Raw genomic sequence first — 15,037 nt, forward strand, 5'->3', positions numbered from 1 at the left:
ACATGCGGCGTTCTCTGCGCGTCAGCTAACCGGTCACGGCCGCGGTGACCATCCGGCGCTCGCCGCATCCGCGGCAGAACCGCTCGAACGTGCTCTTGCGCTGGGAACAGGCCGAGCAGCGCTCGAACACCCCAAGCCCGCAATGCGGGCAGAAGTTCGTGGCGGGATCGTCGAGGGCGATCCCGCGCTCGCAGCCGGGACAGACTTTCCGGGCGAGGCGCGCGAGCGCTTCGTCGGTGGCGATCTCGGTGCGGCGCTCGGCATCCGGCCGCGCTTCCACCAGGGCTTGCCGCTCGCGGTAGGCGTGCAGCGCGTTGATCGCGGCGCGGCCGCCCACGAGCGTCAGGACCGCGCCGACGCCGTACTGCACGTAGCCGCCGTAGCTCGGCAGGTAGGGCACCAGCTCGACGAAGAACGCGAAGGCCGCGGCGAAGGCGAATCCCCAGACGAACGGCCAGTTGCGCGTGCGCCGGCGCTTCAACAGAAGCCAACCGGCGAGGATCAGGAGAGGCAGCGTGAGGGCGAGCCGATAGCCGAACACCCGCAGTTCCTGACCGCGCTCGGCCGAAACGAGCCTGGCCTGCGCCTCGGCCTGCAGGGCGTCGTCGGCGGCCGAGAGCGCCGCCTCCCGCTCGCCGAGCTCGAAGGCCGTGCGGTTCAGGCCTTCGAGCCGCTCCTCGACGGCGCGCTCGGCCGCCTTGAGCTGATCCAGCCCCTCGGTGCGGGCGACGAGCCCCGGATCCTGGTCGACGCGCTGGGTGGCGTTGCGGGTCTTCAGCCAGTTCGCGAAGGTCTCGCGCGCCGACTCGGTCGCCGAGCGGGCGGCGTCGAGGGCTAGTTGCGCCGCCTCCGCCTGCCGCCGCGCGTCGTCCTGCTCGCGCCGGATCTGCTTGAGGGCGGCGGCCGAGGCGCGCGCCGGCTCCGGGTTGAGGAACTGATCCACGGTGTAGCGGTGCTCGACCTGCGGCAGGTCGCCGACCACGAGCGAGCCCAGGCCGATCAGGAAGCCCGCAAACAGCAGGGCGACGAGCCACAGGGCGGCGTTGAACCAACGCTCGGATACGCGGGTGCCGTTGGCCACGCTGATCGGTCCTTATCTCTGGAGGAGCTTTGGGCATTCCGGCACGCCGGGGCTCGCCGCCCCCCGCGCGCAGGCCCCGAGGAACGCGTCGAAGCCGTCGATCCCGACCGAGGCGACCGGCATCTCGGCCGCCGGCGTTCCCATCGCGACGGCAAGCCGAGCCGCGACGCGCCGAACGGCGTCCGGTCCGCCGGCAACGCGCGTCGTCGGCCGGCTCACAGGTTGCGCAGGGCCAGGAGCGGCACAAGGGCGGCGAGCGCCACGGGGACGGACCAGTATTCCATCCGGATCCAGAACAGCTTGTGGACCCTGTGCAGCAGCACGCGCTGGTTGGTGGCCGGATCGAGGAGTTCGCGGGGCGACGTGCCGTTGAGGTTTCGGCCGACGAACCAGTTGGCTGCCGCGGCGGCGAGCAGGCCGAGGCTGACGGCGAGGAACGTCAGCTCCGGATGGCCGAGTGCGCGAAGCGCCAGCCCGCCCGAGGCGCCGACGAGAAGGGCGGTGCCGAGAACCACGGGCAGGACCAAAATGCCCCAGCCGGACCAGATGAGCAGCATCACCACCGCCTGAGATTCAATCCAGGTCGCCGCCGAACAAACGACCGCGCCGGCATGATCCGGTCGATCGGTGGCCGCCCGCGCAGGACCATCGAAGTCTCTTGGGCTTGGGATTGAGGCGATGCTGTGTTCACGGTCGCGTGAGCATCGGAGCCGGATGGCATCGGACGAGGTCAGTTCCGGGCGGCATGCTCCGTCCGCGCCAGCGCGTACACGGCTTCGCAGCGTTCCAGCCAGAGATCGCGGGTGAACAGTCGCGAGACCCGTCCATGCGGGACGGTGCGGGGAATGGCGCGTGCCTCGCCGATCGCGCGGGCGAGCGCGGCCACGTCGTTCACGGGCGCGAGGCGGCCGGCCTCGCCGACGACCTCCTCGGCCGCGCCCATGGCGAAGCCCGCGACCGGCACGCCACAGGCCATGGCCTCCACCGCCACGAGGCCGAAGGGTTCGTCCCAGCAGGGCGTGAACAGGAAGACCGAGGCGCGGCCGATCTCGCGCGCCAGCGCGGCGCCGGAGAGGTGGCCGCCGTATCGGATCGAACCGCCGATCTGGGGCGCGACCTCCGCCTCCCAGTACGCCCGGTCCTCGATCGGGCCGAACACGGTCAGCGGCATGCCGGCACGCCGTGCCGCCGCGACCGCGAGATGCGTGCCCTTGATCGGCGCGATGCGCCCGGACCAGACGGCGGTCCCGTCGCCGCGCTCACGATACGGCCAGGCGCCAGGATTGACGCCGTTGTGGAGGACGGACACGCCTGCCGGCACCGCGTCCGGCCACCACAGCGTGCGCTGCGCCTCCGACGTGACGGTGATCCGATGACCGGGCCCGAGGCTTTCGTCCACGAACCAGCGCAGCGCGTCGTAGGGCGGGACATGGAGCGACGTCACGGTCGGCACCACCGCGATGCGCCGGCGTTCCAGGGGCAGCCGGCTCAGGCTGTTGTTGTGGAGCACGTCGAACCCGCCGGCCGCGATCCGGTCGCAGGCGGCGGCGTAGCCGGCGTCGACATGGGCGACGAGGCCGGCGTCGCCGCGATGCTCCAGCCCGGGAAAGCTGCGTTCATGATGCACCGGGATCACGGGATCGACGGCGAAGCGCGGATCGCTGTCGCCGGCGGCGAACAGCACCACTTCGTGCCCGCGCGCCATCAACCCGTCGGCGAGGGCCCAGCTCTGGGCTTCCATCCCGCCCGCGAAGGGGCGCGCTACCGGATGCCGGAGATGGGCGAGGAGCGCGATCCTCACGCAGTCGCCGCCGGGGCGGCCTGGGCTTCGAGGAAGCGGATGACGGACGCCGCGTTGCTGTAGGGCTGGTGGCTCTGCTGGCCGGTGAGCGCGAGATCGCCGGCCTCGGGGTGGCGCAGGATGCGGATCGGCCGATCGGGCGCGTCGTCGATCAGACCCATCACCTTGAACGCGTAGAGCCAGTGCCCCATGGTGCGGTAGCCCCACTTGGCCTCGAACAGCTCGGCATTGCGCACCACGCTGGCGAGGTGGTGGACCGGCGGCATGTGGTGCGGGTGGTACTGGTGGTAGGCCAGCCCGCCCTTCATCCAGGCGATGGGGATGCCGGCCTGATCGAGGATCTTGCCGAAATCGGTGTCCTCGCCGCCGTAGCCGACGTAGCGCTCGTCGAAGCCGCCGGTGGCGAGGAAGGTGGCGCGCCGGATGGCGAAGTTCAGCGACCAGAAGCAGCGGTAGTCGCGGCAGATCTCGATGCCGGAAGCCGGAGGGCCGCGACGGTCCGAGTGACGCTCGGCGACCGCGGCGAAGGCCTCGCAGGTCCAGGCGCCCGCCGTGGCCTTCTCGGGCAGGTGCAGGACCTCGCCCATCAGCAGGCCGTCGAGCTCGGCGAGCCCGCGCGCGTAGTCGGCCACGAGGTCGGGGGCCGGGATGCAGTCGACGTCGAGGAAGACGACGGCGTCGCCGCTCGCGGCCGCGACGCCGCGATTGCGCGCGGCCGCGAGCGGCAGCTCGGTGCCGGGGACCAGGATCTGACGGACCGGGAAGGCCACCTCGGGGAGGTCGTAGGGCGCGTCCTGCATCACCGCGACGATGAACTCGACGGGGGCCTGCGTCTGGCGCTCGAGGCCGAGGAGCACGTTGCGCAGGTGCGCGGGCCGCCCCTTGGCGAGGGTCACGACGGAAACGGTGGACATCGGGCGGTCTGGCTCCTGGACGATCGAGCGCGGGATTGAGCGGGCCGTCAGCGGGCGACGACGGCGAGCGCCGGTCGCTCGGCCGCGCCGCTCCAGAGTTCGTCGGCGAGCCCTTCGAGCCAGCCGGCGGCGCGGGCGGCGGCGTCCGGCGCGTAGAGGCTGCCCAGCGGGGCGGGATCGAGGGTGCGCGCCCGGGCGAGGAGATCGCGCCAGCCCTGCAGATCGCCGGGCCAGACCGGGGCCTGGACCGCGGCGCCCAAACGGACCAGGGCTTCGGCCTTGCGCGTCTGCTCCCCGAAGTAGCGCCATTCCGGCATCACGATCAGGCGGCCGCCCACGCGGGCGACCTCGTGGACCGTGTTGTCGCCGGCCGAGGCCAGCACGATGTCCGCGGCGGCGAGGTAGTCGGTCACCGAGGGCACCCAGCCAAGCTCGCGCAGGTTGGAGAAGTCGGTCTCGTGGCCCTCGCGATGGGTCGGCCCGAGGGTGAGCCACAGGGTCTCGGGGGCGGCGCGCGCGGCCACCGTCAGCGGCGCGTAGGGCGTGCCGCTGCCCCCGCCGCCCGTCACGGCCACGACGATCTCGCGCGCCGGATCGAGGCCGAGCCGTGCGCGCGCCTCGGCGCGACCGGGCACGCCGTCGACGCTGGTGCAGAGGCCGCCGCTGTAGAAGGTCTTGGCCCGCAGGTACGCCGGATAGTCGTCCTGCTCCATCCGCTCGTCGAAGGGGGCGAGCATCCCGACGCAGGCCTCGTAGGCGCCGACATGGCCGATGTCGGAGCGGTCGCCGTGCATGCGGATCTGCACCGCCGGCACGCTGGCGATGCGCGCGAGCAGCGCGATCTCCGCCGAGACGTCGACCACGAAGAGGCCGACCTCGCGCTCGTCGAGGTGGTCGAGGATCCGCCGCATGGTCTGTCGCATCTCGGCGAGGCCGAGGGGCACGCAGTGCATCACCTGCGGCGTCGGCTCCGCGTAGAGCCGCGGCGTCGGCACGGACGCGCCGATCATGTTCGGCAGCGGCACGATCTCGATGTCGCGGGAGAAGCCGTCGAACAGCTGGGGGCCGGCCGTGAGCACGGAGACGGGCCGGTCGCGGGCGAATTCGGCGGCGATCGCCATCGTGCGGTTGGCATGGCCCCGTCCCTGATGATGGACGAAGAACGCGATGGGCTTCTTCATGGCTGGAGTGTTCGCAAACCGTCAGGAGAACAGGGCGTCGGGCCGCAGGGCGGCGGCGACCTCGTCGGCGCGCGGCCGGCGGACGAGCCGGATCGCCGGGGCGTCCGCGTCCCAGGCGATCAGCCCGGCGGCCCGGAACTGGTCGAGCCAGTAGGTCATGCACCAGCGTCCGTGCCTTCGGTGGAAGCGGGCGGCGTTGGCGAGGATCGCCTCGAAGTGCTGCAGCGGCGGCACGTGGACCGGGTGGTGCTGATGGTAGGCGCAAGCCCCCGCCACCCAGAAGGTCGGCAACCCGCCGGCCGCGAGGCGGACGGCGAGGTCGGTCTCCTCCCCGCCATAGCCGGCGTAAGCCTCGTCCATGCCCCCGACGGCGTGCCAGGCGCGGGCCGGCAGAGCGAAGGACAGGCCCCAGAGCTGGCCGGGATCCGGCTCCGGGCGCAGGCCCGTTCGCGGCACCGCCGGCCGCGCCGGATGCCTCTGCCCGGCCCGCGCGAGCGCCGCATCGTCGGCGGCATTCCCCGCCTCGGACCCGGGCGGCAGATACAGCACCTCGCCGAGGAACAGGCCCTCGGCCTGCGCCGCCGCTCGGCGGTAGGCTGCGACGAGGCCGGGAGACGGGATGCAGTCGACGTCGAGGAAGATCAGCAGCTCGCCGCGGGCGGCCTCGGCCGCGCGGTTGCGGGCGGCGGCGAGCGGCATCGGCTCGCCCGCCACGTGGAGGTGACGCACGGGACAACCCGGGTCCGGCAGGTCCGGCGCGGGTTCGGGCTGCATCCAGGCGATCACCAGCTCCCGTGGGGACGCGGACTGGCGCGCCAACCCATGCATGAGGTTGCGCAGACGGTCGGCCCGGCCGCGGACCAGCGTCAGCACGCTCGCGGAGGGCACATGCGAAGGCTCAGCCGGCATCGGCCAGCATCCGGCGGAAATGGCCGACGCCCTCGATGATGCCGCGGGCGTGCGAGGTGCGGGCGACGTAGGAATGCTTCAGCGCGGCATGGCTCGCCAGATCGTCGGAGTAGTTGGCCACGATGATCGCCTGCGCCTGGGCGCGCAGCATCTCGACGTCGTTCCCGGAATCGCCGGCGACGAACACGGCCCGCTCCGGCAGGCCGTAGAGCGCCCGGACGTGGGCGACCGCCGTCCCTTTCGAGGCCGCTGCGGGGAGCACGTCGAGGTAGCGTCCGTGGCTGTGGATCACGCTGGCGCGGTGCCCCGCCTGCGCGAGACGGGCGCGCACCGCCGGTGCCGTCGTCGCGTCCCCGAAATAGCTGAGCTTGTGCCCGCGCTGCTCCAGCGGGCCTTGCGGCACGAGCCCGTCGAGATCGGCGAGCGCCGCACGGACGCCGGAGCGGTCCCACCCGGTCGAGACGACCGCGCGCCAGGCCAGGTCTGCCGTGTAGGTCACGCCGTTGGGATCGAGATGGTAGATCTCCGAGCCGACCGAGGTGATCATCACCTGCGGGCGCGGGCTGGCCTGCTGCTCGAGGATCGCCATCGCGGAGTGGAAGGAACGGCCGGTGGCGACGCCGAAGGCCAGCCCCGCCTGGCGGCTGCGCCAGCGCCGAAAGATGCCGAGCGACGCCGCGCAGCCGACGAGGGTGTTGTCGATGTCGCAGACCAGCAGCTGACGCGGCACGGCCAGCGGCGGCTCGGGCGCCAGCAGCGCCCGCAGCAGATCGTGGTAGCGGGCGGCGTGCTGGTCCCAGTCGTAGGCGGCGGCCGCGCGGGCGCCGCCCGCGACGCAGGCCGCATACAGATCGGGCTCGTCGAGGATCCGCAGGCACGCGGCGGCGATCGCATCCGGCGCGCGCGGGTCGACGAGGAGGCCGTTGCCGCAGGTCTCGACGATGTCGTTGGGGCCGCCGCTGTCCGTCGCCACCAGCGGCAGGCCGGCGGCGGAGGCTTCGAGGAGCGTCAACCCGAACGGCTCGTTAAGGGCGGGGTTCACGAACACGCCGCCGCGGGTGCGAGCATAGGCGTAGATCGCCGGCACGTCCTCCGGGTCGTGGGTCTTCGGATAGGCGACGCGGCCGTAGAGATCGTAGCGGTCGATCAGCACCAGGATCTCGCGCAGGGTCGCGGGCATGTCGCCGTCGAGCGCATCGATATCCTCGCGCATGCCAGCCATCAGGACGAGGTTGGCGCGGGCCTGAAGCTCCGGGCTCTCCCCATAGGCCCGCACCAGCGCCGCGAGGTTCTTGCGCGCCACCGGCCGGGCGAGGGCCAGCAGCGCAGGCTTGCTCGGATCGTGCAGGAAACGGTCGATGGTGGCGTCGACCCGCGGAAGGGGCTCGGCCGCGGTGAATCGCGCCAGATCGCTGCCTGGCGGCAGGACACGGATGCGGCCGGGATCGTAGGCCGCGTAGCCGGCATACTGCACTTCCGCCTCGTCGCGGGACGAGGCGATGATCAGGCTGGCGCGGGCCAGGGCCCCTTCCTCGGCGGCGATGCGTGGCGCGAGATCGGGGCCGTTCTCGGCGCCTGCGCCGAGGATCGACGCCTTGACCCGTCCGAGCGAGTGGGCGGTGAACACGAAGGGGATCCCGAGCGCGTCCTCGACCAGCCGCGCGACCGAGGCCGCTTCGGCGTAGTGGGCGTGGATCAGGTCGGGCGCCCGCGCCTGCCGGCCGATCCAGGCCGTGAGGTTCCGGGCGAAGCTCGCGACCTCCGCGTGCATCTCCTCCTTCGACCGGTAGGCCGGCGACGCGCTCGCGAGCCGCACGAGCTCGACCTTGTCGGAGATCCGCTCTTCGGGCACGGCGTAGTCCGGGCCATGGATGCCGTCGAACAGCCGCGTCGCCATCACGATCCGCTCGATGCCGGCATCCTGAGACGAGGCCGCGACGAGGTCGAGCAGATAGCGGATGTGGCCGCCGGTGTCGGCGGTCAGCCCGAACGCGACGCTGCCGCCGCGAAGGCAGCCCTGCAAGGCGACATGCAGGACGAACATCAGGCCGCCGGCGTCTCGGGCGTGCCGGGACGAGAGAACGCTGCAGGTGAGGTACCCATCGTGATCCGCGTCGCCCAAGTCGCCCCGAACATCTTCCCCGTTCCCCCTGAGCATCACGGCGGCACGGAGCGGGTCATCCACGACCTCGGCACGGCGCTCAGTGGCTTGGGGGTGGAGGTAACACTGTTCGCCCCCTCCGACAGTGCGACAGACTTGCCGCACGTGGGCGATCACCCGAGTCTTTCGGCCCTCGAACGCCGGCATGGACGCGTCGCGCCCGGCGTCCCGGCGGCGCTGGACGCCCTGCAGCTCGAGGCGTTGCGGCTGCGGCTCGACCGGTTCGACATCGTGCATTGCCATGGCGAGTTCGCGCATGCGGCGCTTCTCGGCGCGCGACGGCGCCACAGCCTCACGACGGTGCACTGGCGCGTGGACGAGCTCGACCGGGCATTGTTCTTCGCGGGCTTCCCCGACTTGCCGGTCGCGGCGATCTCGGCGGCGCAGGAGGCCGGCATCCCGGCCGCGAACCGGGCGGGGATCGTGCATCACGGCATCGCGCGGGACCGCTACGCCCTGCAGACGCAGCCCGGCGCGCACGTCGCCTTCGTCGGCCGGATGACCGACCAGAAGCGGCCGGACACCGCGATCCGCGTCGCGCGCGCCGCCGGCATCCCGATCCGGCTCGGCGGCACGGTCGACGTCGGCAACCCGGACTACTTCGAGCACAGGGTCCGCCCGTTGCTGGGTGACGACGCGACCTATCTCGGACCCGTCGACGATCGCCGGAAGGGGGAACTGCTGGGCGGCGCGCGGGCGCTGCTGTTCCCGATCGACTGGCCGGAGCCCTTCGGCCTCGTGATGATCGAGGCGATGGCCTGCGGCACGCCGGTGGTGGCCTGGAACCGCGGCTCCGTGCCGGAGATCGTCGAGGACGGCGTGACGGGCTTCATCGTGTCTTCCGAAGCGGAGGCGGTCGCCGCGCTCGGGCGGATCGAGCAGATCGACCGGGCCCAGGTCCGCGCACGCTTCGAGGCGCGCTTCACCGCCGAGCGCATGGCGGCCGACTACCTCGCCCTGTATCGCCGCCTGCTCGCCGCCTGATGCGGGTCGCCTACCTCGCCTGGGACTACCCGCCGGCCCCGAGCGGCCTCTCGACCGCGGCGCGCGAGATCGCGGAGAGCCTCGCCATGGCCGGCGCCGACGTGACGGTCTTCGCCCTCGACCGCACCGGCCGCGAGCGCATGGGCGGCGTGACCGTTGTCGGGATCGCCCTGCCGCCGGGCGGCGCGCTGGCGCGCCTTCGCCGCTGGGGCTCGGCCGGCCACCTCGCGGCCCCCCTCGCCTTCCGCCGCGCGGTGCGCGCGGTCCACGCGCACGCACCGTTCGACGTGGCGGAGGCGACGAACTGGTACGCCCCCGCCGTGCTGCTGGCCCGGCGCCGGGACCTGCCGCTGGTGACGCGAAGCTCGACGCCGGCGGCCTTCACGCGCGACGCCCCCGCCTCGCTGCGCGACGGGTTCGACGGCCGCACCGCCGACGCGCTGGAGCGCGCCCAGGCGCGCGGCAGCGCCGGCTTGATCGCCAACACGGCCGAGCACGGGGCGGTGATCGCTCGGGCCTACGCTCTGTCCGGCCGGCAGCCGGAAGCGGTGATCGGCCTCAGCCTGCCGCCGGAGATCACGGCGGCCGCGCGGGGCGCGGCCTATCCGGACCATTCCGACCCGGTGCGCCTGCTCTTCGTGGGACGGGCGGAGGCGCGAAAGGGCTTCGACGCCCTGCTCGGAGCGATCGCGATCCTCGCCGACGAGGCCGCGTTCGGATCGGTTCCGCCCTTCGTGCTCGATCTCCTCGGCGTGCCGCCGTCGGACCTCCCGGGCGATCTGCCCGGTGGGGCGCGGGCCCGCATCCGCGCGCGCGGGCGGGTTCCCGCCGACGAGCTCGCCGAAGCCTACGCCGCCGCCCATGCGGTGCTCGCCCCCTCCCGCTACGAGAGCTTCGGCCTCGTCTACCAGGAGGCCCTGGCCTATGGACGCCCTGTGGTGGCCTGCGCGCTGGATGCCAGCGCCCGCGCCTTCGTCGGCGACCCCGGCGCGGGGCCCTTGGCACGGGACGCGACCGGCCCGGCGCTCGCCGACGCCCTCCGCCCGCTGCTCGCCGACCCGGGCCTTCGCCTGGCCTACCGAACTCGTGCGCTCGCGGCGGCCGGACGCTTCAACCGGGCGGCCCTCGGCCGCGAGACCCTCGATCTGTACGCGCGCGCCATCGCGGCGAGCCGCGCTCGGGCGACGCGCTGAGCCGAGCCCCGAACCGGGCGCTCAGTCGCGAAACGGCCGCAGCAGCGCCGCCTCTTCCTCCGGGCGCCCGCGTCCGGGGGCGAGGCTCTCGTAGCGCCGCGAGCGCGCCAGGACGTGCGCGCGGCCGAGATGATGCTCGATCGCCCCGTGCAGCGCGATGACGCTGCGTGGCCAGCCGCCGTCGAGCACCGGCCGCTCGTGCACGCGGCCGCCATAGCGCACGCTTCTGCGGTTCAGCCGGTACTGGACGTCCGGGTAGACGTCGGAGAGGACGCCGTCGACGCGGTTCCGGCGCGGCAGCCCGACCGAGAGAACATCGCCCGCCTCGGCCAGGCCCGCAAGCGCCGGGAGGCGGCGGCCCGCGGCGGCGTCGAGGGTTTCGTCGGCGTCGAGCTGCAGCATCCAGGGATGGCGGGCGAGGTCCTGGAGGGCGTTGCGCTGCGCGCCGAAATCGCCGTCCATCGGCCGCGCGGCCACGCGCACTGCACCGTGCGCGAAGCCGGCGGCGGCCATGGCGCGCGGCGGACCGGCCGACGCATCGAGCAGGACGACCACGTCGTCGGTCCAGGCTGCGTGGGCCTCGACGCCGGCCAGGACGTGCTCGAGATCCGCAGGGCGACAGAGCAGGCCGAGGGAGACCGGCATCGTTTCCCCCACGTCGAGGGCGTAGAGGTCCGCCTGCGCGGCGCGGATGCCGTGCGGCCGGCGCAGATCCGCACGGCCATCCCCGTCGCGCGCGCGAATTCCGAGACCGGCTCCGGTCGCGGCGCTACGCAGGGTGTAGAGGTCGAGCCCGTAGGCGCCGTCCGGGTCCGGAACGAAGGCCGGTGCGGCGAGGCGTTCCGCGAGATCGGCACGGCAGCGGTCGGGATCGGCATCCGCCGTCAGCAGGAGCCCGCAGGAGGCGCAGGCGAGCGGGAAATCGCGGCGGCCCCCCCCCGGATACGTGAGATGCCGTTCGGTCGGCTGCAGCATGTCTGCGGCGCAGACGAAGCATCGGCGCATCATCGGTCCAACCCTCCCGCTCCGCCGCCGCACCTTGCCGCGTGGGGCCGACGCCATACCTCTGCTGCTCCTCGAACCCCAGCCGCATGTGAACGCACCGGTCGATCCCTCACGCGCCCACGATGCGCCCCGGACCGGTGCGCTCCGGATCTCGGGTTCCCGGCTCGCCATCGTCGGCAACGCGCCGGGGATCGAGGCCGCCGCCGCGATCGACGCGGCGCCCTCGGTGGTGCGCTTCAACAACGCGGCGGGCTTTCGCGGACCCACCGGCTCGCGTGTCACCCACCTCGCCCTGGTCAACCGCGGCGGCCAGATGCGGGAATGGCTGGCCGACCCGGGCTTCCTCGACCGCCCGGTGGTTCGCGCGGCCGAGGCCTTCATCCTGCCGTTCCCGATGCTTCCGGCGGAGCACAACCGACCCGAGCAGGTGTGCTGGACCCGTGAGGCGCTGGCGCTGCTGGCTCCGCTCGGCAAGCCGGTTCACGTCCTGCCGGAAGACCTGCACCGCGAAGGTGGCCTGCGCCTCGGCGCCGGCACCATGGGACAGCCGAACCCGAGCACCGGCTTTCTCGTGACCCTGGCGCTCCTGCTGGGCCGGCCCTCGTGGTCCGGGCCGGTCGACGCCTACGGCTTCGGCTTCGCCGGCTGGCCCGGTCATCCCTGGGCGGCCGAGCGTGCTTGGTTCGCCGAAGCCGAGGCGTCCGGCCAGCTCCGCCTTCACCCTTCGGGATGACCGGCCCTACCGGGTCCGTCCCCGCAACACGATCGGGTTCCGCGCATGACCACCCTCGTCACCGTCCTGAAGGTCGGCGGCCGCTACGACGCGACCTGGGTCGAGCGTCTCGCCCGCGGCGTGCGCCGCCACGCCCCGGCGTTCGAGCGGATCCTCTGCCTCACGGACCTTCCACTCGCCGTCGCCGGCGTCGAGCGGGTTCCGCTGCGGCACGATTGGCCGGCCTGGTGGGCGAAGATGGAGGCGTTCCGCCCCGGCCTGACGCGGGGGCCGACGCTGCTGTGCGACCTCGACACCGTCCTCACCGGGCCATGCGATGCGCTGGCCGAGCCAGGACTCGCCGCGATGGAGGATTACTTCCACGAGGGGCGGCTCTCCAGCGCCCTGCTGCGCTGGGACGGGGGCGAGCTGGATTTCCTCCACGCCGCGTTCGCGGCCGAGCCCGAACACTGGATGCGGGCCGGTTCGTGCGGCCCGGTCCCCAACGGGGTGCACGGCGATCAGGTCGTGATCGACCACCTGCTGCGCCGCGCGGGCCTGCGCCCGGACTTCATCCAGCGCCGGTACCCCGACCTCCTCGACTTCTACGATCCGCGGCGGGCCGAGCACGGCCCGGTGGTGATCTTCATCGGCGATGCCAAGCCCGATACCGCAGCTGGACCGGTGCGGGCGGCGTGGGCCGGGTCCTGACCGCGACGCGCGCCCTTACCTCAACGCGGCCGGCCTCAGCGCGGCCGGTCGTCGCCTGCGAGGCTGCCGACGCGCTCCGCGGCGAAGCGCTCGCGCAGCCAGGCCGCGGCGGGGCCGCAAGGTCGCTGCTTGTGCCAGACCAGCTCGAGGGCGATCGGCCAGTCGCCCTTGTCGAACTGCAGGTCCGGCGTGACGAGGTCCGGCGCGGTCTGCGAGGCGGCGATGACGTGGTCGGTGACGAAGGCCCAGCCGATCCCGTGCTTGACCATCTCCAGGATCACCCAGTGGCTCTCGACCCACCAGACCTCGGCGGCCACGCGAAGGCGGCGCTTCTCCGGCCCGTCGCCGCGCGCGGCGACGAGGATCTGGCGGTGGCGCTTCAGCTCCTCCCAAGCGACCCGCGCCTTCGCCAGCGGGTGATCGCGCCCGCAGACGAGCTTGAGCGGCACCCAGCCGATGGTCTGGAAGCCGAGCTCCGTCGGCAAGACCTCCTGGCGCCACATCACCCCGAGGTCGGCGGCGCCGGACTGCACCATGCGGCTGACGTCCTCCATCAGCGGGAAGAGCAGCTCCAGTTCCACCGATGGGAAGTGCCGGGCGAAGTCGGCGAAGAGCGCGCCGAGCGCGTGCTCGGGATAGAGCTCGTCGATGGCGACCACGAGCCGGTTCTCTACCCCCTGCTCGAGGCTGCTCGCGACTCCGATCAGGTGCTCCCGCCGGTCGAGCACCACCCGCGCCTCCAGCAACAGCCGTTCCCCCGCCGGCGTGAGCACCGGGTTCCGGCCCGCCCGGTTGAACAAGGCCAGGCCGAGATCCGTTTCGAGGTTCGCCACCTGCGTGCTGACCGCCGACTGCGCCTTCCGCAGCACGCGGGCGGCGCCGGAGAAGGACCCGGCCTCGGCCGCCGCCACGAAGGCCTGAAGCTGATCGAGCGAGACCGCCATCCATCGGTTTCCGAGATACGTACCAACTTGCCGGGCCGGATATCGCAGATAGAACGCGGTCGACCAACGAGGTTTTTTCGGGCCAGACCATGCGAACCACCCGCGACCGCATCCGCCACGCCATCCTGTTCGAGGTGATCGGGCTCGCGCTCATCATCCCGCTCGGGACCCTGCTGTTCGGGCTGCACGCCGCCGACATGGGCGTGATCGGCGTCGGAAGCGCGTTGGTCGCGATGGCGTGGAACTACGCCTACAACCTCGGCTTCGACCGCGCGATGCAGCGGCTGGTCGGGCATACGCGCAAGAGCCTCCCCCTGCGGGTGGCGCACGCCGTGCTGTTCGAGGCCGGGCTGCTCGTGATCCTGCTGCCGCCGATCGCCTGGTATCTCGGCATCGGCCTCGTCGAGGCCCTGGTGATGGATCTCGCGATCGCGGGCTTCTACGTGGCCTACGCCTTCCTGTTCAATCTGGCCTACGACCGGACGTTTCCGCTGCAGAGCTGGGCCGACGCCGCGGCGGAGCCCTCGGCTTGAGCCGCGGCGACGCTACGCGACCACGAGGGTCAGGGCACGGTCGGCCGGGCCGAGCTCGACCCGCCGGCCCCAGTCGAAGGCGATGAAGTCCTGCTCGATCCCGTCGGCGAAGACCACGCCGCCCTCGTTCATCCGCGAGGTCACCGCCAGCGCCGTGCCTGTCAGCTTGCCCGCCCGCACGGCGGTGCCGGTGGCGACGCTCGGGAACGGCTCGCGCACCCAGTAGCCGACCGCCGCCTCCTCGCTCCCGATACCGACCGTGAGGTGCGTCGCCTCCCCGATCGAGCGGGCCCAGCCGGTCAGGCCGGTCCCCGAGGCGACGATGAGACCGCTCGACGATTGGTCCTCGGCCGTGCCCGCCGCCTCGATCCTGTAGCGCGCCGATTGATGGCTGCGATGGCCGACGAAGATCTCGTTGAGCGCCAGCAGCCGCTCGCCGGTGTCGAGCACGCCCTGAACCATGGTGCGGCGCTCCACCGGGGCCGCCCCGGCGACGCTCGCCGGGAGCAGCGCGGGCAGGCGCCCGACCGCGATCCGCGCCAAGGCGCCGTCGTAGAGGTCCGGGTCCGGGTTGACGCCGATCACCGGCTGATCGCGCAGGTACTTCGCCACGTTGGCGACGAGCCCGTCCTGGCCCACCGTCACGACGACGTCCTCGGGGGCGAACAGGAAGCGATCGAGGTCGACGCGCCGGGTCAGAGCCTGCCGCCAGTCCCCCGGCACCGCCGCCCGCGCCTGCCCGAGCACGGTGTGGAACCGGAGGTGGCGCACCTCGACCTCGGCCAGGCTCTGGCCGCGGCTCTCCAGGAAGAAGCGGGCCTGCCCGCGGGTGGCGTGGCGGGCGAGCAGGGCCTCGTAATCGGTGTCGCGGATGACGAACACCGCCCGCGGGGTGATCACCGGCATGG

Annotated in this window: 15 protein-coding genes; 5 read left to right on the plus strand and 10 right to left on the minus strand. The window is 72.9% G+C overall.

Features of this window, described 5'->3' with window-relative positions; genetic code table 11:
• Nucleotides 1-25: 25 nt before the first annotated feature.
• The 7 genes from MKK55_RS16680 to MKK55_RS16710 all read right to left on the minus strand — a co-directional run bounded on the left by MKK55_RS16680 (nt 26) and on the right by MKK55_RS16710 (nt 7,930).
• Nucleotides 26-1,081: a zinc ribbon domain-containing protein gene (locus MKK55_RS16680; protein ID WP_243936515.1), complete on the minus strand. Its 1,056-nt coding sequence runs from the start codon at nt 1,079-1,081 to the stop codon at nt 26-28.
• 215 nt (nt 1,082-1,296) lie between these two features.
• Entirely contained in the window at nt 1,297-1,638 is a 342-nt protein-coding gene (locus tag MKK55_RS16685) for a hypothetical protein (protein WP_243936517.1), read from the minus strand.
• Nucleotides 1,639-1,811: 173 nt separating this feature from the next.
• Nucleotides 1,812-2,882, minus strand: a complete 1,071-nt coding sequence (locus MKK55_RS16690) for a glycosyltransferase (protein ID WP_243936519.1) — start codon at nt 2,880-2,882, stop codon at nt 1,812-1,814.
• Entirely contained in the window at nt 2,879-3,796 is a 918-nt protein-coding gene (locus tag MKK55_RS16695; protein WP_147859078.1) for a galactosyltransferase-related protein, read from the minus strand. Before MKK55_RS16695 ends, MKK55_RS16690 begins: the two co-directional genes overlap by 4 nt.
• A 47-nt stretch (nt 3,797-3,843) precedes the next feature.
• Nucleotides 3,844-4,977 (minus strand): glycosyltransferase, encoded by a 1,134-nt coding sequence (locus MKK55_RS16700; protein ID WP_243936521.1) that lies wholly within the window; start codon nt 4,975-4,977, stop codon nt 3,844-3,846.
• A gap of 21 nt (nt 4,978-4,998) precedes the next feature.
• Nucleotides 4,999-5,886 (minus strand): glycosyltransferase family 2 protein, encoded by an 888-nt coding sequence (locus MKK55_RS16705; protein ID WP_243936523.1) that lies wholly within the window; start codon nt 5,884-5,886, stop codon nt 4,999-5,001.
• On the minus strand, nt 5,876-7,930 hold the full coding sequence (locus tag MKK55_RS16710; RefSeq protein WP_147859076.1) for an HAD-IIB family hydrolase: 2,055 nt from the start codon (nt 7,928-7,930) through the stop codon (nt 5,876-5,878). Before MKK55_RS16710 ends, MKK55_RS16705 begins: the two co-directional genes overlap by 11 nt.
• Before the next feature lie 60 nt (nt 7,931-7,990).
• On the opposite strand from MKK55_RS16710, the gene MKK55_RS16715 reads away from it, so the two are divergent.
• Both MKK55_RS16715 and MKK55_RS16720 read left to right on the plus strand, forming a co-directional pair.
• Nucleotides 7,991-9,031, plus strand: coding sequence for a glycosyltransferase family 4 protein (locus tag MKK55_RS16715; protein ID WP_313898971.1), 1,041 nt, complete (start codon nt 7,991-7,993; stop codon nt 9,029-9,031).
• The gene (locus MKK55_RS16720) at nt 9,031-10,224 is read left to right on the plus strand and encodes a glycosyltransferase family 4 protein (RefSeq protein ID WP_243936534.1); all 1,194 of its coding nucleotides are present in this window, start codon (nt 9,031-9,033) and stop codon (nt 10,222-10,224) included. The genes MKK55_RS16715 and MKK55_RS16720 overlap by 1 nt, the downstream gene beginning before the upstream one ends.
• 21 nt (nt 10,225-10,245) lie before the next feature.
• Here the strand turns inward: MKK55_RS16720 and MKK55_RS16725 are convergent, their stop codons facing one another.
• Entirely contained in the window at nt 10,246-11,229 is a 984-nt protein-coding gene (locus tag MKK55_RS16725; RefSeq protein ID WP_243936600.1) for a glycosyltransferase family 2 protein, read from the minus strand.
• Between the two features lie 148 nt (nt 11,230-11,377).
• Between MKK55_RS16725 and MKK55_RS16730 the strand changes: the two genes are divergently transcribed.
• Together MKK55_RS16730 and MKK55_RS16735 are read left to right on the plus strand one after the other, a co-directional pair.
• Nucleotides 11,378-11,962 carry a hypothetical protein gene (locus MKK55_RS16730; RefSeq protein ID WP_243936601.1) on the plus strand — a complete coding sequence of 195 codons (585 nt, stop codon included), beginning with the start codon at nt 11,378-11,380 and terminating at the stop codon, nt 11,960-11,962.
• A 45-nt stretch (nt 11,963-12,007) separates the two neighbouring features.
• Nucleotides 12,008-12,652: a hypothetical protein gene (locus MKK55_RS16735; RefSeq protein WP_243936542.1), complete on the plus strand. Its 645-nt coding sequence runs from the start codon at nt 12,008-12,010 to the stop codon at nt 12,650-12,652.
• Nucleotides 12,653-12,687: 35 nt separating this feature from the next.
• Here MKK55_RS16735 and MKK55_RS16740 read toward each other — a convergent pair whose 3' ends face one another.
• The gene (locus tag MKK55_RS16740) at nt 12,688-13,596 is read right to left on the minus strand and encodes a LysR family transcriptional regulator (protein WP_243936551.1); all 909 of its coding nucleotides are present in this window, start codon (nt 13,594-13,596) and stop codon (nt 12,688-12,690) included.
• Nucleotides 13,597-13,685: 89 nt separating this feature from the next.
• On the opposite strand from MKK55_RS16740, the gene MKK55_RS16745 reads away from it, so the two are divergent.
• Nucleotides 13,686-14,129, plus strand: a complete 444-nt coding sequence (locus MKK55_RS16745) for a PACE efflux transporter (protein WP_147842447.1) — start codon at nt 13,686-13,688, stop codon at nt 14,127-14,129.
• Nucleotides 14,130-14,141: 12 nt separating this feature from the next.
• Here MKK55_RS16745 and MKK55_RS16750 read toward each other — a convergent pair whose 3' ends face one another.
• Nucleotides 14,142-15,035: a hypothetical protein gene (locus MKK55_RS16750; RefSeq protein WP_243936553.1), complete on the minus strand. Its 894-nt coding sequence runs from the start codon at nt 15,033-15,035 to the stop codon at nt 14,142-14,144.
• Nucleotides 15,036-15,037 lie beyond the last annotated feature (2 nt).

The sequence above is a fragment of the Methylobacterium sp. J-059 genome (assembly GCF_022829485.1).
Lineage (GTDB): Bacteria > Pseudomonadota > Alphaproteobacteria > Rhizobiales > Beijerinckiaceae > Methylobacterium.

Bases quoted from the DNA above. Each gene is read 5' to 3' on its own strand.
- MKK55_RS16710 (WP_147859076.1), bottom strand. From the start codon at position 7,930: ATGTTCGTCCTGCATGTCGCCTTGCAGGGCTGCCTTCGCGGCGGCAGC.
- MKK55_RS16705 (WP_243936523.1), bottom strand. From the start codon at position 5,886: ATGCCGGCTGAGCCTTCGCATGTGCCCTCCGCGAGCGTGCTGACGCTG.
- MKK55_RS16750 (WP_243936553.1), bottom strand. From the start codon at position 15,035: ATGCCGGTGATCACCCCGCGGGCGGTGTTCGTCATCCGCGACACCGAT.
- MKK55_RS16745 (WP_147842447.1), top strand. From the start codon at position 13,686: ATGCGAACCACCCGCGACCGCATCCGCCACGCCATCCTGTTCGAGGTG.
- MKK55_RS16720 (WP_243936534.1), top strand. From the start codon at position 9,031: ATGCGGGTCGCCTACCTCGCCTGGGACTACCCGCCGGCCCCGAGCGGC.
- MKK55_RS16685 (WP_243936517.1), bottom strand. From the start codon at position 1,638: ATGCTGCTCATCTGGTCCGGCTGGGGCATTTTGGTCCTGCCCGTGGTT.
- MKK55_RS16695 (WP_147859078.1), bottom strand. From the start codon at position 3,796: ATGTCCACCGTTTCCGTCGTGACCCTCGCCAAGGGGCGGCCCGCGCAC.
- MKK55_RS16740 (WP_243936551.1), bottom strand. From the start codon at position 13,596: ATGGCGGTCTCGCTCGATCAGCTTCAGGCCTTCGTGGCGGCGGCCGAG.
- MKK55_RS16735 (WP_243936542.1), top strand. From the start codon at position 12,008: ATGACCACCCTCGTCACCGTCCTGAAGGTCGGCGGCCGCTACGACGCG.
- MKK55_RS16725 (WP_243936600.1), bottom strand. From the start codon at position 11,229: ATGCGCCGATGCTTCGTCTGCGCCGCAGACATGCTGCAGCCGACCGAA.
- MKK55_RS16700 (WP_243936521.1), bottom strand. From the start codon at position 4,977: ATGAAGAAGCCCATCGCGTTCTTCGTCCATCATCAGGGACGGGGCCAT.